Consider the following 22,883-nt stretch of genomic DNA (forward strand, 5'->3'; position numbering starts at 1 on the left):
CGCGTCAGGCGCGGCTCTCCCCGGCTACGGGAGGAGCACCACCGAGCCGGTGGTCCGGCGCGCCTCCAGCGCGCGGTGCGCCTCGGCGGCCTCGGCGAGCGGCCAGGTCTGGCCGATCTCCACCTCGACCTTTCCGCTCCGCAGCATCTCGAACAGCTCGGCCGCGCCCCGCTCCAGGTCCTCGCGGCGGGCGATGTAGGTGAAGACGGTGGGGCGGGTGAGGAAGAGCGATCCCTTGCGCGCGAGCAGCCCGATGTCGAAGGGCGGGACGGCGCCGGAGGCGTTCCCGAAGCTGACCATGAGCCCGAGCGGCGCGAGGCAATCGAGGGACCCCTCGAACGTGGCCTTCCCGACGGAGTCGTAGACCACCGGCACGCCGGCGCCGCCGGTCAGCTCGCGGACCCGCCGCGGGAAGTCCTCGCGGGAGTAGACGATCACGTGATCGCAGCCGTGCGCGCGCGCGAGCGACGCCTTCGCGTCCGACCCCACCGTGCCGATCACCGTCGCCCCGAGCGCCTTCAGCCACTGCGTCGCGATGAGCCCGACGCCGCCCGCCGCGGCGTGCACGAGCACGGTCTCGCCGGCGCGCACCCGGTACGTGCGGCGCACCAGCGCCTGGACCGTGAGCCCCTTCGTCAGGACCGCGGCGGCGGTCCGCTCGTCGACGCCGTCGGGGAGCTTCACCAGCCGCTCGGCGGAGACCAGCCGGACGTCGGCGTAGGAGCCGATCGGCCCCGTGTACGCGACGCGATCGCCGGGGCCGACGTGGCTCACGCCGGGCCCGACCTCCTCCACGACGCCGGCGCCCTCGACCCCGATCCCCGACGGCAGCGGCAGGGGGTAGAGGCCAGAGCGGTGGTACGTGTCGACGAAGTTGACGCCGATGGCCCTGTGCCGGACGCGCGCCTCGCCCGCGCCGGGCGCGCCGACCTCGACGTCCTCGAGCCGGAGCACCTCCGGCCCGCCGGTCTGGTGGAAGCGGATTGCCTTGGGCATGGCCGGCTCCTAACCGGTCGCGCCGAGGAACGCCAGCGGCCAATTCGACCCGGTCGAGGCCCAAAAATCAGGGGAGCAGGCAGGCGCGAACCGACCGACGTGCCGACACTGTCCCCGCCATGCCCCTCGCCGACCACCTCCTCGCGCCTCGAGCGGTCTTCCTCGTCCCCGTCGCCCTGTCCGCCTTGCTGGCGTGTGGTGGAGGGCCCGTCTCCGGGGCGGCTGGGGAGGCGCCGCTGGGCGGGCCCGCTCCCGTGCAGTCCACCACCGTGCAGCCCACCGTCCCGGCGCAGGTGGCGGCCGGGGCCGTGACCGTGGAGCGGCTCGACGACGCCGCCGAGTGCGACGCCCTCGTGCCCGACGCCGTCCCGGAGCCGGTCACCGCGCGGCTCTCCCCTCCGGCCGGCGGCACCTGCGTCGGCGGCATCGCCGACGGAACCGGCGCGGTGGCGCTCGGCTTCCGCGACGCGGCGGGGAGTCTGTCCTGGCAGGCGACCACCGCGGACGGCCGCGCGCAGGCGACGTTCGCCGCGGAGGCGCTGGTCGCCGCGCCCGACGGCTGGCAGGGGCTCGCCGGCGGCGGCGACCTCGTGGACCACCTCGCCGTCGCGCCCGACGGGCGGGTGCGGCGCGCGTCCGCCGTCTCGCCGGACCCGGCGGAGCGCACCGGCTTCCGCTGGCGGCTCGCGCAGGATCCGTCGGGAGGCAGCGTGGTCCTGTTCCGCTCGGTGACGGTGGCGGGCAACCACTGGAACGCGCTCGACGCCTACCGCTTCGACGCGAGCGGCGCCCCGCGCTGGCCCGAGGCGGTTGCGGTCTCGTCCGATCCGGACGCGTCGGAGCCCTGGTTCATGGCGGCCGGCGTCTCCACCACGGGCGCGGCGCTCTCGCTGTTCCAGGACTCGGCCTTCGTGCGCGCGCGCTGGATCGAGCCCTCCGGCGCGGCGCGCGAAGGGACCGCCGAGCCGGAGCCGTCGACCGGCGTCGTCGGCGAGGGGCTCGCCCACGAGGTGGAGCTCGCGCCGCTGCTCGACGGCTCGCTCGCGGTCCGCTCCGACGGCGCCTGGCGCCGCCGCTACCCGCCGCTCGCGGAGCGCTCCGAGCCGCTGCCCGCCTGGCTGGCCGAGCGCTCGACCTGGAGCTTCAGGTTCACGCGCGGTAACTCGGGCTACGCGGCGCTCGAGCCCGCCGGCCGGGCGTCACCCGACTGCGCCCAGCGGATCGAGCTCCTGGCGCCCTCGGGGCGGCTCTGCGGCCGCGTGACCGTTCGTGAAGACGGTACCGGCTGCACCACCGGCGCGCTCGACCAGGGCTGGGACGGGACCGTGGTGCAGCAATCTGCCGCGGACGCCTGCACGTTCCGCTGGTGGCCGCGGCTGCTCGCCCGCTGAGCCGGACGAGAGACGGGACGGACCCGCGTGCGGGCTTCGCCCGCGGGGCCGAGGTGCCGATCTTCCCGGCGTGCGGGTCTCCGTCGCCCTCCTCCTGACCGTGCTGGCCTTGGCCTTGGGCGCGTGCAACGGCGACGGGGGCTCGCCCGCGCCGCCGACGGACGGCGGGTCGGACGGTGGAGGCGGCGGGACTGGGGGCGGTGGCGGGTCCGGCGACGGAGGGGGTACCGGCGGGTCGGGCGGGGACGGGAGCGGTGGCGTGGTCCCGCCGGGCGGCGGCGGGGGCGGCGGCGGTGGGGTGGATGGCGCGTATCCGCAGAGCGCGACGGTGGCGGTGGAGCGCCTCGACGCGAGCGGCGAGTGCGACGCCCTCCTCCCCACCGCCGCGCCCTCCCCCGTGACGGTCCGCGTGGCCCCGCCGGCCGGCGCGGCCTGCGCGTTCGCGATCGCGGACGGCACCGGCGCGGTGGCCGTCGCGTTCCGCGGTGGCGGCGGCGTGACCGGCTGGCGCGCGTACGGGCCCGACGGGGCACTCCGCGAGGCGTTCGCGGCGTCCGAGCTCGTCCCGGAGCCGCGCGGCTTCCAGGGCCTGCGCGTGAGCCCCGGCCCGACCGAGTCGCAGCCGCTCGTCGAGCACGTGGCGATCGATCCGCAGGGCGCGGTCGCGAGCGCGGCGACCGTCTCGGAGGATCCCGCCTCGACGACGGGCTTCCGCTGGAGCTTCGCGCAGGACCCGCTCGGCGGCTCCGTGGTCGTCTTCCGGGGGGTGAACGTCTACGGCAACCACTGGCACGGGCTGCGCGCCCACCGCTTCGACCCGGCCGGCGCCGCGCGCTGGCCGGAGCCGAAGACGGTGGAGTACGGGAGCGACGCCGCGGAGCCGCTCTTCCACGTGGTGGGCGTCTCGACCCGCGGCGAGGCGCTGCTCCTGTACCAGGACTCCGCCTTCCTGGTGGTGAAGTGGATCGACGCGAGCGGATCGACCTCGCTCGAAAGCGACTGGACGGAGCGGTACGACGGCGTGCTCGGCTCGCCGGCGCTGCGCTTCGACCTCGCGCTGAAGCCCCTCCTCGACGGCGGCCTCGCGCTCCGGGTGGACGGCCGCTGGCGGCGCGCGTACGAGCACCGCGCGGCGAAGAGCGGCGCGCTTCCCGCCTGGCTCGCCGCGCGCACCGCATGGACCTATCAGTTCACGCGCGGCAACGCGGGCTACGCGGCGTTCCAGCCGCCCGGCGAGTCGTCACCGGACTGCACCCAGCGGATCGACCTCGTCTCGCCCTCGGGCCGCCTCTGTGGCCGGGTCACCCTGCGCGAGGGCGCCACCGGCTGCACCACCGGCGCGCTGGACCAGGGGTGGGACGGCACCGTCGTGCAGCAGTCCGGGCAGGACGCTTGCGCGTACCGGTGGTGGCCGCGGCTGCTCGCGGGCGGGTGAGGATCGCCGCGTGCTCTGATGCACATGGCGGCTTGGCTCGACACGCGCCCAATCAACGTGACGCACGTACGGGATAGAACACGAGTCGTTCGGCCCCCGCCCGGACCGCGGAACCTGTCAACGTGAATGAGACAGGGTGCTGCTGAGATTACTGACGCGCCTCCTCTGTGGGTGAAGCCGGCTGCGGCTTGTTGATCCAGACCTCGCACGGCACCGCGCCCGCCGACGGCGCGCCGGCGGGAAACCGCTCAGGCCGGGCGGCGAAGGCGGCCGCGAGGACCACGTCGCGCGCCTGGAGCCGGGCGGCCGCGAGGCCGTGGTGGACGTCGTGCGGCGTCACCAGCCCGAGCCCGCCGTGGCGGTGCTCGGTGTTGTACCAACCGAAGAAGTCGGCGCAGTGCGCGCGCCCGTCCTCGATGGCGCCGAAGCGTTCCGGGAAGTCGGGCCGGTACTTCATCGTCTTGAACTGCGACTCGGAGAACGGGTTGTCGTTCGAGACGTGCGGCCGCGAGTGGCTCTTCGTGACGCCCAGGTCGGCGAGCATCAGCGCCACCGGCTTCGAGGTCATCGAGGTTCCGCGGTCGGCGTGGACGGTGAGCTGGTCGCGCTGGATGCCTTGGCGTTCGCAGGTTTCGCGGATGAGCCGCTCGGCGAGCACCGCCGTCTCCCGGTGCGCGAGCATCCAGCCGACCACGTACCGGCTGTAAACGTCGAGGATCACATACAGATAGAAGTAGGTCCACTTCTGCGGGCCGAGCAGCTCGTGATGTCCCAGCTCCAGAGCTGGTTCGGCGCGGTGGCGAGTAGCTCGGGCGCCTTGTACTTCGGGTGCCGCAGCTGGTTCCGCCGCTCGCGGACCTCCGCGTTCTCAGCGAGGACGCGGTACATCGTGCGCTCCGAGCAGAGGTACCGGCCCTCGTCGAGCAGCGTGGCGTAGACCTGGGCAGGCGCGAGCTCCGCAAAGCGAGGCTCGTGAAGCACGTCGAGCACGGCACGGTGCTCGTCGGCGCCAAGCGCGCGGTGGTAGGTCCGCGTCCGCCGCGGCGGGCGCGGCTTGAGCGCGCGGTAGTAGGTGGCCTTCGGCAGCCCCAGCGCGGCGCACGACGCCGCGATGCCAAGCCGGGCGCCGAGATCGGTGACCGCCTGCATCACTTCTCCTCGTCGGGCTTCGGCAGTTGGATCCCCAGCAGCTCCGAGACTTTTTTTTGGAGTTCGACGAGACCCTCCGCGCGCTCTGCGCGCCGCGTGGCCCGCGCGACCTCGCGCTCGAGCTCGGCGACCTTCCGCTCCAGCGGGTGCGGGACCTTCGCGGCCGGTCCGCGCTTCCTGGGCGCGAGCCCGGCCAGCGCACCGCTGTCACGGGCCCGCCGCCACTCCACGAGGTGCGACGAGTACAGGCCCTCGCGACGGAGCAGGGCGCCGATCTCGCCCGTCTTCGTGCATGCCTCGGCCTCGGCGAGGACCTTGCGCTTGTACTCGGCGGTAAACTGCCGCCTGCGCGCCTTCGCGGTCACCTCGGTCTCCTGCCCAACCAACCCGATCACTGCGCTGCTGCTCACCGTGAAGTCCAAGCTCGCCCTTCTACACAAAACTCCGTGGGGGTCGCTGTCTCACTCACGTTGGCAGAGAGGGCCGGGGGTCCCCTCCAGACCCTCCCACCCAGCCGCCAGGTGAGCCCGTCCGGCGCCCGTCCGAATACGCGAAGGAACCCACCGTGGATGCACCTCAGGTGATGGAAGGCGCACAGGCCGACCTGGTTCTCAGGGTCGTCGCTGCCGCCGTGTGAGCGGAAGTCGATGTGGTGCGAGTGGGCGGCGCGGTGGCTGCACCCAGGCACCTGGCACCAGCCCTGATCCCGCTCGCGGACCTTCTTCGAACGGCTCTTCGAGCGTCTTTCCGCGCCTCTCCACGACGCGAGGAAATGGAACGCGAGGACCGCGAGGCACGTTCCGGTCGAGAGCACGCGCCCGAATCGTCCCCGGACGGCCTCGATGGCGGCCGCGAGGAGCACCGCCACGCGGCGAGGCAGCGGGACGAGGAGCTTCTGGCGCGCACGCATCTGCCGCTCGCGCTCCCCTTCAACCTCGCGCTTCAGCGTGATGCAGGTCGCCCCGAGCGCCCGAGGGAGCCACGACGCCATGTCGGTCTCCGGCAGCCGCGCCAGGACCCGCAGCTTCTCGTACGAGACGCCCTGCCGCCGCGCCTCCTGGAGCGGGGGCGACTCCCATAGCCGCTTCTCGAGCGCGACGCGCTGCTCCACCGCGCGCGCGGGGAGCCCCAGCCGCTCCTCGACGTACTGGCGAAAGCCGCCGTACCCCAGGAGCACGTGCATCCCGCTCCGCTTCACCGCGAGCCCGCAGAATCCGATGAGCCGATCCCACCCCACTCGCAGGCGGGCCAGCGCGCGGAGCCGCTCGTCGATCTCCTGCGCCGTCGACGCCTCGTCGAACGACACCTGCGGCGCGGCGAGCTCCGGAACCGGGGGGAGCTCCGCCCATCGATCGGTGGCGGCCCCGACCGCGGCGCGCCGCGCAGGGGGGCCGAGGCCGCACGCGCGAAACCCGGGCCCGAGGGGGCGCGTCCCGTCGGAGTCGCCGTCGGTCGAGAACTCGCCGAGGTACTCCTGCGCGAGCGCCTCCAGCTGCTCGGTCCGGGTCGAGCCGGGCAGCTGCTCGCGGGCGGCCGCGAGCGCCTCGTCGACGACGAGCCGCTCGTCCGGCGGCAGATGCGTGCGCAGCTGGACCCACTCGTCCTCGTCGTCGCCTGCCGGAGCCCGCGCGGCCCGGACCGCACCCTCCAGCTCCCGGACGGTCTGCACGCTGGCGCGCTCGACCCATAGCGCCTCGGCCTCGCCCACCGCGACCGGCAGCACCGTCTCCGCCGCACGGATCCGGACGCGCCCGGACCGCAGCGCGTCGCGGAGGAGGGGACGGGCGCGCAGCCCGGCCCCGAGCCGGGCGAGGCTCTCGGCGGAGCGCTTCCCGAGGTCGAGGACCTCGCGGGCGTAGTCGTCGAGGTGATAGCCCAGCTCCGCGAGCCGGTCCCCGTGTCTGAGCGCGTCGAGGCCCTCGCCGATCGCGAGATCCAGGGCGCCACGGGCCCGCGCAGCCCAGGCGAGGAGCTGCTCGCACGCGTCCGCCTCCGGCTCTCCGCCGCGGAACCACGTCTCGAGCTCGGCCATGGTGAGCGGCGGGAGGTCGAGCCGCGGCGCCGCGTAGCCGGCCAGCGAGGCGTCGGGCGTCACCGCATCCGTCTCGAGCGTGGGGAGCGCGGCCTCCATCGCGTGCAGGATGGCATGGCGCTCTGACACTGACCGTCAACGCAGGTGGCCTCGAGCCCACCGATCGCAAGCGCGCCGATCCCGATCGGCCAGGTGGGAATCGGCGCGTCCAGACGCGCACTTCGCACGCTGATCCGATCACGGCGGGCTCCGGCGTGATCGGACGTCCTACGTATCCGCAACCTCGAGGACCTTCACCTGCAACGCCTTGATCTTGACGATCAGCCGACGCCCACGCGCATCGGTGACCCGCACCGAGCGGTCGCCATCCTCGGAATCGAACCACTCCAGCTGCGCACCAGCTCGTCTTCCGTGCACGCGAGCTCATCCGGTTCGCCTTCGACTGCGATACGAATGGGATACTGCGCGAGGCACCGCTTGCGAAGCGGATTGGAGCGGAGCGAAAAGCTCATCGACTACCACACGACGCGCTCTTCGAGGCGAGGAGCGCGCTCAGGGGCCCGGCGACACGACGTCGCGCCCCGCCGCCCCGGGAACCCTTCCCCCCGCCCGCGGCTCTCACGCGGCTGCGCACGTCGTCGTTCCGCAGCCGGAGGTAACCCGTGGGTCATTCTCGTCTCGTCGCGGCCGCGGTGGTCGCCGCCGCCCTCCTCCCCGGTGCCGCCCTCGCCGAGGTCCGCACCGTCGGGGCGGAGGAGGTCCAGGCGCTCTCGCTCGCCTCGAGCCGCCACAAGGTGTTGATCGTGGACAGCCGCTCTGCCGAGGAGTTCGCGCAGGCGCACCTGCCCGGCGCCATCAGCATCCCCGCGGGGTGGATGATGGCGCACCAGGGGTCGCTGCCGAAGGACCGGGCCGCGCCCATCGTCTTCTACTGCCGCGGCGCGGGTTGAACGCTGAGCCACGAGGCCGCCCGTGCGGCGGCCGAGATGGGCTACACGAATCTGCTCGTCTACCAGGGCGGGCTGCCGGACTGGCTGAGCCGCGGGCTGCCCGTGGAGCGCGGCGGCGCGCCGGCGGCGAAGCGGGGCTGAGCGCGTCCCGGCCGCCGCTCGTGCTTCAACGGGCTCAGCACGAGCGGTGACCCCTCGAGCGCTCCTGGCGACACCTCAGCGCGCACCGCGCGCTCGCGATCTCGGGGCGTCGTTCGCTAGCTAGCGCAGGTCTTCCATCAGCGCGTCGAGCACGCTCCGGGGCGGCCGCACGCGCGCCTCGGGCAGGGTCGTGAGCGGGGCCTCCACGAGGTTCAGGAGGTCCACGAAGCTCGGCGCCCGCGCGTCGAGGAAGAGCACGCCGGTGAGGACGTCGCCGCCGGCCTGCGCCTCCATGAGGCGGGCCATCGCCCTGGCGCGATCGCGCGGGTCGTAGCCCTCCTCGAGCTTGCGCAGCCGCAGGCTCGACCCGTCGTGCATCGTCACGTCGAGGGTCGTGCCCGGGTCGTACTCGACGGCGATCTCCTCGAACGCCGGCACGAAGCTCAGCTCGTGCAGCGGCACGTCGTGCTCCTTCATGTAGGCGTAGGACTTGGTCGAGCCCTCGTGGTCGTTGAAGGTGACGCAGGGGGACACGACGTCCAGCATCGCGGTGCCGCGGTGCGCGAGCGCGGCCTTGAGCATCGTGGAGAGCTGGCGCTTGTCGCCGGAGAACGAGCGCCCGACGAAGGTCGCGCCGAGCTGGATGGCGAGGGTGCAGAGGTCGATGGCGGGGAGATCGTTCTGCACCCCCGTCTTGAGCTTCGCCCCGAGGTCCGCCGTCGCCGAGAACTGCCCCTTGGTGAGCCCGTACACGCCGTTGTTCTCGACCACGTAGAGGATCGGCAGGTTGCGGCGCATGAGGTGCACGAACTGGCCGATGCCGATCGAGGCGGTGTCGCCGTCGCCGGAGACCCCCAGGGCGAGGAGCTCCCGGTTCGCCAGCGCCGCGCCCGTGGCGACCGACGGCATCCTTCCGTGCAGCGCGTTGAACGCGTGCGAGCGGCTCATGAAGTAGGCGGGGCTCTTGGACGAGCAGCCGATCCCGGAGAGCTTCACGACGCGCTCGGGCAGGACGCCCATCTCGAACATCGCCTCGAGGAGGCGCTCGGAGATCGCGTTGTGGCCGCAGCCGGCGCAGAGCGTGCTCTTGCCGCCCTTGTACTCGACGACGGTCAGGCCGAGCCGGTTCGTGCGCGGGGCGGCGGGGCTGGTGGGGGTGGCGGGGGTGGCCATGTCAGCGCCCCTCCTCGGCGCGGATCGCGCCGGACACGGCGCGCGCGGTGAGCGGCAGCCCGTCGATCCGGGCGATGGGGCGGAGCCGCGGCACGAGCGCCGGGGGCAGGTCGAGCTTGAGGAGCGCCGCGAGCTGCCCGTCGCGGTTCTGCTCGACGACGTACACGCGCTCGTGCGCCTCGACGAACGCGCGCACCTCCCGCGCGAACGGGTAGGCCCGCACGCGCAGGGCGTCGGTCTCCAGCCCCGCCTCGCGGGAGAGCTGGTCGCGCGCCTCGGCGACGGCCGGGTCGGACGAGCCGTAGCAGAGCACGCCCACGCGCGCGTCGCCCCTCCCCTCCGCCACCGGGGCCGGCCCGAGCGCGCGCGCGGCGTCGAGCTTCTTCTCGAGCCGGGCGAGGTTCCGCTCGAAGGTGCGCGGATCCTCGCTGTAGGCAGCGGCCTCGTCGTGCCCGGTGCCGCGCGTGAAGTAGGCGGCCTTCGGGTGCGGCGTCCCCGGCAACGTCCGCCAGCCGATCCCGTCGCCGTCCACGTCGGCGTAGCGGGCGAAGCCTCCCAGCCGGTCGAGATCCTCCTTCGAGAGCACCTTGCCGCGATCGAGCGGCTTCGACGGGTACGGGAACGGGTCGGACATCCAGACGTTCATGCCGAGATCGAGATCGGTCAGCACGAACACCGGCGTCTGCAGCCGCTCGGCGAGGTCGAACGCCTCCACCGCCAGCGTGAAGCACTCCTCCACCGACCCGGGGAAGAGCAGCACGTGGCGCGTGTCGCCGTGCGAGAGGAACGCCGTGGAGAGGACGTCGCCCTGCGCCGTGCGGGTGGGGAGCCCGGTGGACGGGCCGACCCGCTGCACGTCGAAGATCACCGCGGGGATCTCGGCATAGTAGGCGAGCCCGGCGAACTCGCTCATGAGCGAGACGCCGGGGCCCGCCGTCGCGGTCATGGCGCGCGCACCGGCCCAGCCCGCGCCGATCGCCATGCCCACCGCCGAGAGCTCGTCCTCCGCCTGCACCACCGCGAAGGTGGCCTTGCCGTCTGGGTCGATGCGGTATCGGCGCAGGTAGCCGATCAGCGTCTCGACCAGCGATGACGACGGGGTGATGGGGTACCAGCTCACGACCGTGACGCCCGCGAACAGGGCGCCCATCGCGGCCGCCGAGTTGCCGTCCACGAGGACCTTCCCCGCGGTCTCGTCCATGCGGCGGACGACGAACGGATCGCGCTTCTCGAGGGTCGCGGCGTGCTCGAAGCCGGCCCTCGCCGCGGCGACGTTGAGGTCGCGCGCCTTGGGCTTGCCGGGGAACTGCTTCTCGATGGCGTGCTCCACCTCGCGCGGGTCGATGGAGAGCAGGCGGGCGAGCACCCCGACGTACGCCATGTTGCGGAGCAGCTTGCGGAGCTTCGGCTCCTTGGTGAGCGGCTCGACCAGCCCGTCGAACGCGACGGGGTAGAACACGAGGTCGCCGCGCAGCTGGTCCAGCGCGAGCGGGGCGTCGTACACCACCACCGCGCCGGGGCGGAGCCCGAGCACGTCCTGATGCGCCGTCTCGGGGTTCATCGCGACGAGGAGGTCGAGCTCCTCCTTGCGCGCGATCCAGCCGTCCCTGGAGGCGCGGATCGTGTACCAGGTCGGCAGCCCGGCGATGTTGGACGGGAACAGGTTCTTGCCGGAGACCGGCACGCCCATCTGGAAGAGGGCGCGCAGGAGCACGGTGTTCGAGCTCTGCGAGCCCGAGCCGTTCGCCGTCGCGACCTGGATCGAGAAGTCGTTCACCACCGCGCCGCCGTCCGGACGCACGGCCGGTGGCGGCGCGACGACGCTGTCGGGGGACGCCATTCCTTTGCGCTCCTTGCCCCGCGGTACCACTCCAGTGGCAGACATAACGCCACGGGAGGCGCGTGCCAGACGCGCTTCGGGCAAGGAGGCCGCCTGGCCGCGGCGGCCGCCCTCCATCCGTGCTGGTACCGCGCGGGCGCATCCCCTGCGGGGCCGTCGCTCCCCGGCCGCTCGCCCTGAGCCTGTCGAAGGGCGAGCGGATGCCGAGGCAGGAGCGCCGACGTCTACGCGAGGACGACGAGCAGGTCGTCCTTCTCCACCTTGTCCCCTTCCTTGAAGCGGACCTCGGCGACGGCGCAGTCCGCCTTCGCCTTCACGTTCGTCTCCATCTTCATCGCCTCGGTCACGAGGAGCACCGCGCCGGCCTTCACCTGCTCGCCCGGCTTCACGTTCACCTTCACGACCTTGCCGGGCATCGGCGCCCCGACGTGGGCGGGGTTGCCCTTCTCCGCCTTCGGGCGCGCGGCGCCGCCCTGGGCCGCCGCCTGATCACGGACCGTGATGGTGCGCACCTCGCCGTTCAGCTCGAAGAAGAGGTCGCGCGTGCCGTCCTTCTCGAGCTTGCCGATCGTGACGAGCCGCACGATGAGGGTCTTGCCGGGCTCGATCTCGATCGACGTCTCCTGCCCGGGCTCGAGGCCGTAGAGGAAGACCGGCGTCGGGATCACCGAGGTGTCCGAGTACTCGTCGCGGTGCCGCACGAGGTCCGGCCACACGTTCGGGTAGAGCAGCCACGACACGAGCGCCTTGTCGTCCACCGCGACGCCGGCCCGCTCCGCCGCGCGCGCCCGCTCGCGCTCGAGGTCGGCGGGCTCGAGCAGCTCGCCCGGCCGGTGCGTGATCGGCTCCTGGCCCTTCAGGATCACCCGGCGGAGCTCCTCCGGGAACCCGCCGTACGGCTGGCCGAGCATGCCCTTCGCGAGGCCCACCACCGACTCCGGGAACGCCAGGTCCCTGCCCTTCTCGGTGAAGAGGTCCTCCGGCTCGAGCCCGTTCTTCACGAGGAACATGGCCATGTCGCCCACGACCTTGGACGAGGGGGTGACCTTGACGATGTCGCCGAAGAGCAGGTTCACCTTACGGTACATGTCCTTGCACTCCTCCCACCGGTCGAGGAGGCCGAGCCCGGCCACCTGCGGCTTGTAGTTGGAGTACTGGCCGCCGGGGATCTCGTGGCGGTACACCTCCGCCGTCCCGCTGCGCAGGCCCGACTCGAACGGCGCGTAGTACTCGCGCACCGTCTCCCAGTAGGCGGCGAGCTGCTGCAGGCCCTCCTCGTCCAGGGCCGCGTCCCACTCGCTGCCGCGCAGCACCGCCGCGAGCGAGTTCAGGTTCGGCTGCGCCGTGAGGCCGGAGAGCGGCGAGAGCGCCGCGTCCACCACGTCCACGCCGGCGCGCGCGGCCTCGAGCAGCGTCGCGGACGCGACCCCCGAGGTGTCGTGCGTGTGGAGGTGGACCGGGATCCCCACCGCCTCCTTGAGCGCCTTCACCAGCTTCGCCGCGGCGAGCGGCTTCAGCAGGCCCGCCATGTCCTTCACGGCGAGGAAGTGCGCGCCCATGCGCTCGAGCTCCCGCGCGAGCTTCACGTAGTAGTCGAGCGGGTACTTGTCGCGGCGCGGATCGGTGATGTCGCCCGTGTAGCAGAGCGCCGCCTCGAGCACGGCGTTCTTCTGCTTGCGCACCGCCTCGCAGGCGACGGTCATCCCCTTGGTCCAGTTGAGCGAGTCGAAGACGCGGAACACGTCCACGCCGCTCTTCGCCGCCTCCTCGACGAAGCGCTCGACCACGTTGTCCGGGTAGTTCGTGTAGCCGACCGCGTTTGAGCCGCGGAGGAGCATCTGGAAGAGGACGTTGGGGATGGCGGCGCGCAGCTTGTGGAGCCGCTCCCACGGGTCCTCCTTGAGGAACCGCATCGAGACGTCGAACGTGGCGCCGCCCCACAGCTCGAGCGAGAACAGCCCGGCGCCGAGCCGGGCGGTCGCCGGGGCGATGCGGACGAGGTCGTCGGTGCGGACGCGCGTGGCGAGGAGCGACTGGTGCGCGTCCCGCATCGTGGTGTCGGTGAAGAGGAGCCGCTTCTGCTCGAGCGCCCACCTCGCGAGCCCCTCCGGGCCGCGCTCGAGGAGGACGTCGCGCGTCCCCTTCGGCGGGGCGCGCGTCACGTCCACCTTCGGCAGGCGCGCCTCGGCGAGCTCCGCCGAGCGCAGCGGCTTCGCCACCCCGGGCGTGCCGTTCACGACCACCTCGGCGAGGTACCGCAAGAGCTTCGTGCCGCGGTCCTTCTTCACCTTCGCCTGCAGCAGCTCGGGGTGCCCCTCGATGAAGGACGTGTCGCACCCGCCCGCGAGGAACACGGGGTGGCGCACGACGTTCTCGAGGAAGGCGATGTTCGTCTTCACGCCGCGTACGCGGAACTCCTGGAGCGAGCGATCCATCACGCGCGCCGCCCCGCCGAGCGTCAGGCCCCACGTCGTGATCTTCACGAGCAGCGAGTCGTAGTGCGGCGTGATCACCGCGCCGTTGAAGGCGCTCCCGGCGTCGAGCCGCACGCCGAAGCCGCCCGGCGAGCGGTACGCCTTCAGGACCCCGTAGTCCGGGGCGAAGCCGTTCTGCGGATCCTCCGTCGTGATGCGGCACTGCACCGCGAAGCCGCGGCGCTGCACGTCCTCCTGGCGCGCGATGCCGATCTCCGGATCGGACAGCCGCTTGCCCTGGGCGACGAGGAGCTGCGCCTGGACCAGGTTCCGGCCGGTGATGCTCTCCGTGACCGTGTGCTCCACCTGGATGCGGGGGTTCACCTCGATGAAGTAGTGGCGGCCCTCGCGATCCACGAGGAACTCCACCGTGCCGGCGTTCCGGTACGACACGCTGCGCGCGATCTTGAGTGCGTCCTCGCAGATGGCGGCCCGCTGCGCCTCCGAGAGCGCCAGCGACGGCGCGAACTCGACCACCTTCTGGTGGCGGCGCTGGATGGAGCAGTCGCGCTCGAAGAGGTGGACGAGGTTGCCGTGGTGGTCGCCGAGGACCTGCACCTCGATGTGCTTCGGCCGCTCGATGTAGCGCTCGAGGAAGACGGCGGGGTTCCCGAACGCCGCGCCCGCCTCGCTCCGCGCCGAGACGAGCCCCTCGACGAGCTCGCGCTGGTTGCGCGCGACGCGCATGCCGCGCCCGCCGCCGCCCGCGCTCGCCTTGATGATGATGGGGTAGCCGTGCTCGCGGGCGAAGAGGAGCGCCTCCTCGTCGTGCTTGATCGGCTCGGCCGTGCCCGGCACCACCGGCACGCCCGCCCCCTGCGCCGCCTTGCGCCCCGCGACCTTGTCGCCGAGCCGCCGCTGCATCTCCGGCGTGGGCCCCACGAACACGATGCCGGCGCGATCGCACGCCTCGGCGAACTCGGGGTTCTCGGAGAGGAAGCCGTAGCCGGGGTGGATGGCGTCCACCTCGAGCCGCTTCGCGAGCGCGACGATCTCCTCGATGCCGAGGTACGCGTCGATGGGCTTCTTGCCCTTGCCGACCAGGTACGCCTCGTCGGCCTTGTAGCGATGCAGCGAGAGCCGGTCCTCCTCGGAGTAGATCGCGATGGTCTGGATCCCGAGCTCGGTGCAGGCGCGGAAGATGCGGATGGCGATCTCGCCGCGGTTCGCGGCCATGACTCTCTTGAACGGCACGGGCATGTGAGGCTCCTCGGAGCGAACGTTGGACGCCCGCCCGGCGCACGGCGCGGGCGTCGGATCTCGGGTGTCGTTCGCTGCTGGCCGCCCGGGCCCGCGGGAGCAGGCGCGGATGCGAGGAGGATCGGGTCGGGCTTGGGTCAGCCTCGGCTCGGTCCAGCGCGATGAGGCGTGCTGCGTCGTGCACTGGAGCACATCCCGACGCGGTGTGTCGAGGGGTGCCGCGGGCGACGAGACGTGATTCTGGAGTCGGCCGGTTCAGCCGATCCGGCGGCGCGATCGCCGTTGGAGACGCCGGCCGAGCGAGCGGTTCCAAGGGGTTGCGGAGTCGTGCGGTCGATGGGGGAGGATGCGCGATTCGGCGGAATGAAGGGGTAGCCACCGGGGGGCTTGGAAGGCGCTGGTCCCGTCCTCGAAGGACGTCGGAGCCGCTTGGATTCATCGGGTCGGACCGCCGCGCGGGAGAACGGCGAGCTACTGCCTACCCCGCGTTCACTGTTCGTGACTTGAATGGGCGGACGTTGGCGCCCTCGCCTCGCGCGATGGATCACCGCGACGGCGGGGCGAGAAATCGGCTTCGCCGTCCGGACGACCTGAACTCCACCGTCGACGCAAGTGACTATCTGTGAACGGTCGAGGTCGAGGTCGAGGTCGAGGTCGAGGTCGAGGTCGAGGTCGAGGTCGAGGTCGGGGTCGAGGTCGGGGTCGGGGTCGGGGTCGGGGTCGGGGGCCGGGGCCGGGGTCGGGGTCGAGGTCGAGGTCGACCTCGGGGTCGGGGTCGGGGTCGGGGTCTGGGTCTTGCGGTTGCGGTCGTCCCTCGACTTCGCGCCTCCGCTGACGCGTGGTCGCTACGCCCGGGATGACCGGATCACAGGTCGCGGTCGAGGAAGCGCACCGCCCGCCCTTCGACAGGCTCAGGGCGAGCGGAGCCTCGCGAGGTCACCGCACGGGCGCGGTCGCCGGGTGGTGCGCGGTCCACCCGGTGGCGAAGGCCGCGAGGCGGGCATGCCTGCGCCGCTTCCCTCCCCCTCACTCCCCGTTCGCCGCTCCCGTCGCTGGCGCGGGGACCATGGCCGGCTTCTCGTCGGCCGCGTTCACCACCGGCCCAGGGGCCGGGGCGACGGCGGCGCTCCCCGCCTCCACGATGGGCGTCGCGGGCGCGGCGATGGACGGCGCGGCACCGGGCTGCGTGACCGCGGGCGGCTCGCACTCCGGCGCCTTCGCGGCGACCACCGGCTTCTTTGCGGCGCGCGCGCGCTTCGTCGCGGCCGGCGCGGCCGGAGCGGGCTGCGCGGGGGCGCACGCGGCGGCCGGCTGCGTCCACGGGGCGGCGTTCACGAACGCCACGGGCGCCGTCTCCCGCGGCGCACCCTCGGTGCGCTTCGTCTTCTCCTCGGTGTCCAGCCGCGCCCGGCCGTCGCTCGAGGCCGTGGCCGTGGCCGTGGCGGGCGCGGCGGGCTTCTTGGCGGCCTCGCCGAGCGCCTCGGCGAGCTTCTCGTGGCTCGCGTACATGCGGTCTCGCTCGGCGTCGGCGCGCTTGCGCAGCGCGTCGCGATCGCTCGCGACGTCGGCGAGCCGCTCCTTCGCGAAGGAGATCCGTTCGTTCGCCGCGTCGAGCTGGTTCTTCAGCGCGTCGTTCTCGGCGAACCCCGCGCGCGCCGCCTCGCTCGTGCAGGTCGCGAGCACGTTGGCGTTCCGCTCCGCCGGCAGCGGTTCGCCGCGGTTCCACGCCGCGAGGGCGCGCATCTGCCAGCGGTAGTCCTCGCGCGCGACGCACTCCTGCACGAGGCGCGTGAGCCTGTCGTCCGACCACGGCGACGCCGTACGGGCGCACGGCCCGACGTCCTCCCGCACCTGCCCGAAGGGCTTCTCCGTGCGGCGGATCCAGCAGCCGTCCCGCTGCATCACCTTCACGGACGTGCACCCGCCCAGCGCGGCGACGAGCAGGATCGCGGTGAAAGCCCTCATGTGAGCCCCCCTTCGGCCCATCCGGCGGCAGGCCGCGTTCATCTTAGGGAGCCGGTCCGGCCGCGGGCAGCGCTCGCACTCCGGGCGAGACGCCTCGAGCCCCGCCGTGGACACCTCTCCGAACCCGAGCGGGCGTTGCGAAGGGGCGCCGCCGGCGGCTGCGCTGGTCCCGTCCCGGATCGCCTCCCTCGCCTGGCAGGCGGCGCGAGGGCCCTGGGCGGCTACGCGCTCCGCTTCGCGAGGTACCGCCCGAGCTCGGCGTCGGTGCCGCCGATGTGCTTCTTCAACCACTGGGCGAGCCACTGCCCGAGCTGGAACGGGGCGAGGCCGAGGCTGCGCCCGTTCGCGTCGAGGTCGCGCGCGATGAGCGCGAGATCGGAGACGAAGCGATCGTGCTCCGCCTTGTGGCGCAGGAAGCCGGGGAAGCCGATCTCCCGCATCCACGCCTCCTCGAGCCCGAAGTGCGTGGTCGCGTAGCCGTGCAGGTACTCGATGAGCTCGGCGACGTCGGCGCGCTTGCCGGCCTCGAGCGCGTCGAGCAGGCGCGAGGCGCGGCGGAACAGCTCCTGGTGCTGGGCGTCGAGGTCGCCGACGCCGAGGGAGAGCGCGTTCGTCCACTGGATGTGCATCGAGAGGGTCTCCACGTTCACGGGGTCGCGACGCCACTTCGAAGGCTGCGGCGAGCATCCCCCGAACGCGGGGCGACGCGCCAGCCCGCGCGCGTGGGACGGGGCGACGCGCGGCGGGAAACCTGCTACAGTTGCGCGCTTTCCCGCCATGCAGCACCCCAACCTCGAATCCGCGCTCGCCCCGACTCCCTCCGTTCGGGAGATCCCCTACAACTACACCTCCGCCGACGACCGGCAGGCGCTCAGCCTGCTGCTCGGCCCCGACCTGTGGGGAAAGCTGGAGGAGCTTCGCACCCGCCGGGTGACCGGGCGCAGCGCGCGCCTGCTCATGCGGTTCTTCGGCGAGATCCTCATCCACCGCCGGAACCCGTTCCTGTTCCAGGAGCTCGTGGACTCCGCGCCCCGGCGGCGCCGCTTCTTCCGCAACATCGAGAAGGACCTCGGCATCGTCTCCCGCAACTCGAACGGCGAGGAGCGCGTGGGGGAGGTGCTCGCCGCCTCGCGGAAGCTGCTCGCCGCGTTCCGCGCCGAGGTCGAGGGCGCCCCCGAGCTGCGCCGCCGCATGGTGCGCGAGCTCGGGGCGGTGGTCGGCAAGGACAGCGTCCTCTTCGATCCGTTCACGCTCGTGTCTCACGCCACGGACGCGACCGACTGGCGCCTCCACCTGCCGATCGCGGTGGTCATGCCGGACGACGAGCGGCAGGTCGCGCCCCTCCTCGCCGGCATCGCGCGCCTCGGGCTCAAGGCGATCCCGCGCGGCGCCGGCACCGGCCTGACCGGCGGCGCCGTGCCGCTCCGCCCCGGCTGCGTGGTGGTGAACACCGAGAAGCTGAACCGGATCCGCGGCGTGTCGGAGCGGACCTTCCGGCTCGCCGACGGACGCGAGGCGGCGGCGAAGGTGGTCGAGCTCGAGGCGGGCGTCGTCACCGAGCGCGCCATGGAGCACGCGGCGGAGCGCGGGCTGGTGTTCGCCACCGATCCCACGAGCGCCTGGGCGTGCACCATCGGCGGCAACGTCGCCGAGAACGCGGGCGGCAAGGACTGCGTGCTGTGGGGCACCTGCATCGACAACCTGGTGTCCTGGCGGATGGCGATGCCCTCGGGGCGGCACTGGACGGTGCGCCGCGTGGATCACCGGCTGCGGAAGATCCTCCCCGAGGACCCGGTCACCTTCGACGTCGTGGACGAGGACGGCGCGCTCGTGAAGCGCATCGCGCTCACCGGGGCGGACATCCGCAAGAAGGGGCTCTGGAAGGACATCACCAACAAGGCGCTGGGCGGCGTGCCCGGGCTGCAGAAGGAGGGCACCGACGGCGTCATCACCTCCGCGGAGTTCGTCCTCTACCCCGAGTACGAGGCGAAGCGGACGCTCTGCCTGGAGTTCTTCGGGCCCGACTTCGACGAGGCCTCGCGCGTCATCCTCCAGCTCGCGCGCGCCTTCCCCTTCCCGGACGGCGGCAAGGAGGCGCTCTCCGCGCTCGAGCACTTCGACGACGAGTACGTGCGCGCCATCGACTACAAGGTGAAGGCGCCGCGCCCCGAGACGCCGAAGGCCGTGCTGCTCGTGGACGTGGTCGGCCACGCCGCCGACGAGGCCGCGCGCGGGGTGGACAAGATCCGGCGCATCCTCGACGAGCACCCGAACACCGAGCTGTTCGAGGCGCGCGACGCGGCCGAGGCGAAGCGCTTCTGGGCGGACCGCAAGAAGCTCGGCGCCATCGCCCGCAGGACCAACGCGTTCAAGATGAACGAGGACGTCGTCCTGCCGCTCGAGGCGCTGGCCGAGTTCGCGCGCTTCGTGGAGGCGACGAACGTCGAGGAGGAGCGCTACGCGCAGGGCCGCTTCGTGGACCGCGCCGAGGACCTCCTGCGCGGCGCCCCGCCGCCCAAGGACGACCCGGAGTGGCTCGCCCGCAAGATCCCCGCCGCGCTCGCGCGCTGCGCGGCCGCGCGGGAGGCGCTGGTCGGGGCCGACGCGAAGGCGCTCCGGGCGCTGGCGGCGATCGAGGCGCTCCGGCGCGACCTCGGGCAGCTCGTGCGCGGCTACCCCGGCCTCGTCGCCGCGCTCGACCGCGCCCACCGCGAGGTGCGCGACCGGCTGGTGGTGCTCGCGACCCACATGCACGCGGGCGACGGCAACGTGCACGTGAACGTGCCGGTGCTCTCCAACGACCGGCCGATGCTGCGCCGCACCGAGGAGGTCATCGACGCCGTCATGGCGAAGGTGGTCGCGCTCGGCGGCGTGGTCTCCGGCGAGCACGGCATCGGGGTCACGAAGCTCAAGTACCTCGAGCCCGCGCGCGTGCGGGAGCTCGCCGTCCACCGCGCCGAGGTGGATCCCGGCGGCCTCATGAACCCTGGCAAGCTCGAGGACCTCGCCGTCCTCGACCAGGTGTTCACGCCGTCCTTCAACCTCCTCGAGCTGGAGGCGCGCATCCTCCAGCACGGGCAGCTCGAGGCGCTCGCGAAGGCCATCGCCCACTGCGTCCGCTGCGGCAAGTGCAAGGCGGACTGCTGCGTCTACCACCCGGCCCGCGGGATGTTCTTCCACCCGCGCAACAAGAACCTCGCCATCGGGTCCCTCATCGAGGCGCTGCTCTACGACGCGCAGCGGGAGCGCTCGACCAAGTTCGAGCTGCTGCGCTGGCTGGAGGAGGTGGCGGACCACTGCACCATCTGCCACAAGTGCGCGAAGCCCTGCCCGGTGGACATCGACACCGGCGAGGTGTCCGTGCTGGAGCGCGAGATCCTCGCGAGCTACGGCTACAAGCGCACCACCGTCGCGACGCGCGCGACGCTCGCGTACCTCGACACCCGCTCGCCCGTCGCGAACGCCGCCTTCCACGGCGGGCTCGTGCGGCTGGGCGGCGCCCTCCAGCGCGCCGCCTGCGCCGTCGCCGCCCCGCTCCAGCCCGAGGACGCGCGGCGCGCCCCGTACGCGCTCCAGGTGCTGCGCTCGCCCGTGCCGCCGGCGCCTTCCGAGACCCTGCGCGACGTGCTGCCGCACTGCGAGCAGGACCAGGTGCTCGTGCTCGACCCCGAGGGCGCGCCGGCGCAGCGGACGGTCTTCTACTTCCCGGGCTGCGGCTCGGAGCGGCTCCAGTCGCACGTGTCGATGGCGGCGCTGCACGTGCTCGGGTCGGTGGGGGCCCGCGTGGTGATCCCGCCGCCGTTCCTCTGCTGCGGGTTCCCGGCGCACGTGAACGCCAAGGTCGAGCAGCACTCGCGCACGCTGCTCCGCGACACCATCCTGTTCAGCCAGATCCGCGACATGTTCAGCCACGTCTCCTTCGACGGCTGCGTGGTCACCTGCGGCACCTGCCGCGAGGGGCTCGAGGCGATGGAGGCCGAGAAGCTCTTCGGCGGCCGCATCGTCGACGTGGCGCGCTACGCGGCCGAGCGCGGCCTCTCGCTGGCGGCGCCTGCACCCGAGGCGGGCCCTGGGCCGGAGCTGCTGTACCACGCCCCCTGCCACGACTCGCTCGACGGCGACGCGCGCGCGGTGCTGGCCCGGATCGGCGGGTTCGGGAAGGTGGAGGCCGTGCCGCACTGCTGCTCCGAGGCGGGCACCCTGGCGCTCTCGCGGCCGGACATCACCGACGCCATGCTCCACCGCAAGCGGGAGGCGATCGCCGAGGCGCTGGACGGCCGCCCGCGCGGCGCGGTGATGCTCACGAACTGCCCGTCCTGCGTGCAGGGGCTCGGGCGCAACGCGGCGTTCGGCGTCGAGCCGAAGCACCTCGCGGTGGCGCTCGCCGAGCGCATCTCCGGCCCGGACTGGCGCGAGAAGTTCCGCGCGCAGGCCACGCGCGCAACCGCGGTGCATTTCTAGCGATTCGCCCCGCGGCGGCGCCGCCCCTTTGGCGCGGCACGCCGCGGCGGTTGGCGGCCCGCGCCGCCCGGACGGGCGAGCACGCATCCCTTGCGCACGCACGCTCGGTGCGCCCGGACGCAGCGTCCGTGGCACCCGTGCCCGCGGCTCGGGCAGACTGCTCCGCTTCCGGGCAGAGGGATCGCGCCCAAACCCGAAGGAGCAGTCAAATGGTCATGAAGGACGAGAGGCTGGAGTCGATCTACCAGGACGTGCTGCGTCGTAACCCCGGCGAGGCCGAGTTCCACCAGGCCGCGCGGGAGGTGCTCGAGTCGATCGGGCCGGTCCTGGCGAAGTACCCCGAGTTCCGCGAGCGCAAGATCATCGAGCGGATCATCGAGCCGGAGCGGCAGATCATCTTCCGCGTGCCCTGGCAGGACGACAAGGGCGAGTTCCACGTCAACCGCGGGTTCCGCGTCCAGTACAACAGCGCGCTCGGCCCGTACAAGGGCGGGCTCCGCTTCCACCCGTCGGTCTACCTCGGGATCATCAAGTTCCTGGGGTTCGAGCAGATCTTCAAGAACGCGCTCACCGGCCTGCCCATCGGCGGCGGCAAGGGCGGCTCGGACTTCGACCCGAAGGGCAGGACGGACGACGAGATCATGCGCTTCTGCCAGAGCTTCATGACCGAGCTCTGGCGCTACATCGGCGAGCACACCGACGTGCCCGCCGGTGACATCGGCGTGGGCGGCCGCGAGATCGGCTACCTGTACGGTCAGTACAAGCGGCTCACCTCGCGGTACGAGGCGGGCGTCCTCACCGGGAAGGGGCTCGACTACGGCGGCTCGCTGGTGCGCACCGAGGCGACGGGCTACGGCGCCACCTTCTTCGTGGAGGAGATGCTCAAGGTCCGCAAGGACTCGTTCGACGGCAAGCGCTGCGTCGTGTCGGGCTCCGGCAACGTCGCGATCTACACGATCGAGAAGATCAACCAGCTCGGCGGCAAGACCGTCGCCTGCTCCGACTCGAACGGCTACATCTTCGACGAGAAGGGCATCGACCTCGACCTCGTGAAGCAGCTCAAGGAGGTCGAGCGGCGGCGCATCAGGGACTACGTCGAGTACCGCAAGCACGCGCGCTACGTCGACGGCGGCAACATCTGGGAGATCCCCTGCCAGGTGGCCATGCCGTCCGCGACGCAGAACGAGATCAACGGCAAGGACGCCGCGCTGCTCGTGAAGAACGGCTGCATCGCCGTCGGCGAGGGCGCGAACATGCCCACCACGCCCGAGGGCATCCAGGTGTTCCTCCAGGCCGGCATCGCCTACGGCCCGGGCAAGGCGGCCAACGCGGGCGGCGTCGCCACCTCCGCGCTCGAGATGCAGCAGAACGCGTCGCGCGACTCGTGGACCTTCGAGTACACGGAGAAGCGGCTCGCGAACATCATGAAGAACATCCACCAGACCTGCTTCGAGACCGCCGAGGAGTTCGGCGCCAAGGGCAACTACGTCGTCGGCGCGAACATCGCGGGCTTCATCAAGGTCGCGAAGGCGATGGTGGCTCACGGGCTGATCTGAACGATCAGACGGGGGCTGCGCCCCGGCGTCTTGCCGGGGGGACGCACGAGAAGCGTCCCCCGGTCCCCCCTGCTAGCTGGCTGAGACTCCTCCCCGCCGGTCGCTCACCACGCAGCGGCC

At 72.7% G+C, this 22,883-nt stretch carries 13 protein-coding genes and 1 pseudogene; 5 read left to right on the forward strand and 9 right to left on the reverse strand.

Going from position 1 to position 22,883, the window contains the following annotated elements; genetic code table 11:
* Nucleotides 1-24: 24 nt before the first annotated feature.
* Nucleotides 25-996 (reverse strand): quinone oxidoreductase, encoded by a 972-nt coding sequence (locus ANAE109_RS15305; protein WP_012097794.1) that lies wholly within the window; start codon nucleotides 994-996, stop codon nucleotides 25-27.
* Nucleotides 997-1,115: 119 nt separating this feature from the next.
* Here ANAE109_RS15305 and ANAE109_RS15310 point away from each other — a divergent pair, with 119 nt between their 5' ends.
* Together ANAE109_RS15310 and ANAE109_RS15315 are read left to right on the forward strand one after the other, a co-directional pair.
* Nucleotides 1,116-2,387: a hypothetical protein gene (locus ANAE109_RS15310; protein ID WP_012097795.1), complete on the forward strand. Its 1,272-nt coding sequence runs from the start codon at nucleotides 1,116-1,118 to the stop codon at nucleotides 2,385-2,387.
* 259 nt (nucleotides 2,388-2,646) lie between these two features.
* Nucleotides 2,647-3,822, forward strand: coding sequence for a hypothetical protein (locus ANAE109_RS15315; protein ID WP_012097796.1), 1,176 nt, complete (start codon nucleotides 2,647-2,649; stop codon nucleotides 3,820-3,822).
* A gap of 148 nt (nucleotides 3,823-3,970) precedes the next feature.
* Here the strand turns inward: ANAE109_RS15315 and ANAE109_RS15320 are convergent.
* From ANAE109_RS15320 to ANAE109_RS25330, 3 genes and pseudogenes are all read right to left on the reverse strand, one after another.
* Nucleotides 3,971-5,393, reverse strand: a pseudogene (locus tag ANAE109_RS15320) (IS3-like element ISAnsp11 family transposase).
* Nucleotides 5,378-7,102: an HNH endonuclease gene (locus ANAE109_RS15330; protein WP_369730613.1), complete on the reverse strand. Its 1,725-nt coding sequence runs from the start codon at nucleotides 7,100-7,102 to the stop codon at nucleotides 5,378-5,380. The pseudogene ANAE109_RS15320 and the gene ANAE109_RS15330 overlap by 16 nt, the downstream one beginning before the upstream one ends.
* A gap of 168 nt (nucleotides 7,103-7,270) precedes the next feature.
* On the reverse strand, nucleotides 7,271-7,420 hold the full coding sequence (locus tag ANAE109_RS25330) for a hypothetical protein (protein WP_158305895.1): 150 nt from the start codon (nucleotides 7,418-7,420) through the stop codon (nucleotides 7,271-7,273).
* Nucleotides 7,421-7,665: 245 nt separating this feature from the next.
* On the opposite strand from ANAE109_RS25330, the gene ANAE109_RS15335 reads away from it, so the two are divergent.
* The gene (locus ANAE109_RS15335; RefSeq protein WP_012097799.1) at nucleotides 7,666-7,953 is read left to right on the forward strand and encodes a rhodanese-like domain-containing protein; all 288 of its coding nucleotides are present in this window, start codon (nucleotides 7,666-7,668) and stop codon (nucleotides 7,951-7,953) included.
* 261 nt (nucleotides 7,954-8,214) lie between these two features.
* Here the strand turns inward: ANAE109_RS15335 and ANAE109_RS15340 are convergent, their stop codons facing one another.
* From ANAE109_RS15340 to ANAE109_RS15360, 5 genes are all read right to left on the reverse strand, one after another.
* On the reverse strand, nucleotides 8,215-9,267 hold the full coding sequence (locus tag ANAE109_RS15340) for a 2-oxoacid:ferredoxin oxidoreductase subunit beta (RefSeq protein WP_012097800.1): 1,053 nt from the start codon (nucleotides 9,265-9,267) through the stop codon (nucleotides 8,215-8,217).
* A gap of 1 nt (nucleotide 9,268) precedes the next feature.
* Nucleotides 9,269-11,107 (reverse strand): 2-oxoacid:acceptor oxidoreductase subunit alpha, encoded by a 1,839-nt coding sequence (locus ANAE109_RS15345; protein ID WP_012097801.1) that lies wholly within the window; start codon nucleotides 11,105-11,107, stop codon nucleotides 9,269-9,271.
* Between the two features lie 224 nt (nucleotides 11,108-11,331).
* The gene (locus ANAE109_RS15350) at nucleotides 11,332-14,781 is read right to left on the reverse strand and encodes a pyruvate carboxylase (protein ID WP_012097802.1); all 3,450 of its coding nucleotides are present in this window, start codon (nucleotides 14,779-14,781) and stop codon (nucleotides 11,332-11,334) included.
* A gap of 1,026 nt (nucleotides 14,782-15,807) precedes the next feature.
* Complete coding sequence (locus ANAE109_RS23580) at nucleotides 15,808-16,746, reverse strand: hypothetical protein (RefSeq protein WP_012097804.1); 939 nt, start codon at nucleotides 16,744-16,746, stop codon at nucleotides 15,808-15,810.
* 221 nt (nucleotides 16,747-16,967) lie between these two features.
* Complete coding sequence (locus ANAE109_RS15360; RefSeq protein WP_234945156.1) at nucleotides 16,968-17,396, reverse strand: bacteriohemerythrin; 429 nt, start codon at nucleotides 17,394-17,396, stop codon at nucleotides 16,968-16,970.
* Nucleotides 17,397-17,523: 127 nt separating this feature from the next.
* On the opposite strand from ANAE109_RS15360, the gene ANAE109_RS15365 reads away from it, so the two are divergent.
* Together ANAE109_RS15365 and gdhA are read left to right on the forward strand one after the other, a co-directional pair.
* Entirely contained in the window at nucleotides 17,524-21,207 is a 3,684-nt protein-coding gene (locus tag ANAE109_RS15365; RefSeq protein WP_012097806.1) for a DUF3683 domain-containing protein, read from the forward strand.
* Nucleotides 21,208-21,416: 209 nt separating this feature from the next.
* Nucleotides 21,417-22,763 (forward strand): NADP-specific glutamate dehydrogenase, encoded by a 1,347-nt coding sequence (gene gdhA, locus ANAE109_RS15370; protein ID WP_012097807.1) that lies wholly within the window; start codon nucleotides 21,417-21,419, stop codon nucleotides 22,761-22,763.
* Nucleotides 22,764-22,883 lie beyond the last annotated feature (120 nt).

The sequence above is a fragment of the Anaeromyxobacter sp. Fw109-5 genome (assembly GCF_000017505.1).
Classification (GTDB): domain Bacteria; phylum Myxococcota; class Myxococcia; order Myxococcales; family Anaeromyxobacteraceae; genus Anaeromyxobacter.

Excerpts from the sequence above, each read along its gene's own strand:
- ANAE109_RS15305 (WP_012097794.1), bottom strand. The coding sequence starts at position 996 with ATGCCCAAGGCAATCCGCTTCCACCAGACCGGCGGGCCGGAGGTGCTC.
- ANAE109_RS15310 (WP_012097795.1), top strand. The coding sequence starts at position 1,116 with ATGCCCCTCGCCGACCACCTCCTCGCGCCTCGAGCGGTCTTCCTCGTC.
- ANAE109_RS15330 (WP_369730613.1), bottom strand. The coding sequence starts at position 7,102 with ATGGAGGCCGCGCTCCCCACGCTCGAGACGGATGCGGTGACGCCCGAC.
- ANAE109_RS15340 (WP_012097800.1), bottom strand. The coding sequence starts at position 9,267 with ATGGCCACCCCCGCCACCCCCACCAGCCCCGCCGCCCCGCGCACGAAC.
- ANAE109_RS15345 (WP_012097801.1), bottom strand. The coding sequence starts at position 11,107 with ATGGCGTCCCCCGACAGCGTCGTCGCGCCGCCACCGGCCGTGCGTCCG.
- ANAE109_RS15350 (WP_012097802.1), bottom strand. The coding sequence starts at position 14,781 with ATGCCCGTGCCGTTCAAGAGAGTCATGGCCGCGAACCGCGGCGAGATC.
- ANAE109_RS23580 (WP_012097804.1), bottom strand. The coding sequence starts at position 16,746 with ATGAGGGCTTTCACCGCGATCCTGCTCGTCGCCGCGCTGGGCGGGTGC.
- ANAE109_RS15365 (WP_012097806.1), top strand. The coding sequence starts at position 17,524 with ATGCAGCACCCCAACCTCGAATCCGCGCTCGCCCCGACTCCCTCCGTT.
- gdhA (WP_012097807.1), top strand. The coding sequence starts at position 21,417 with ATGGTCATGAAGGACGAGAGGCTGGAGTCGATCTACCAGGACGTGCTG.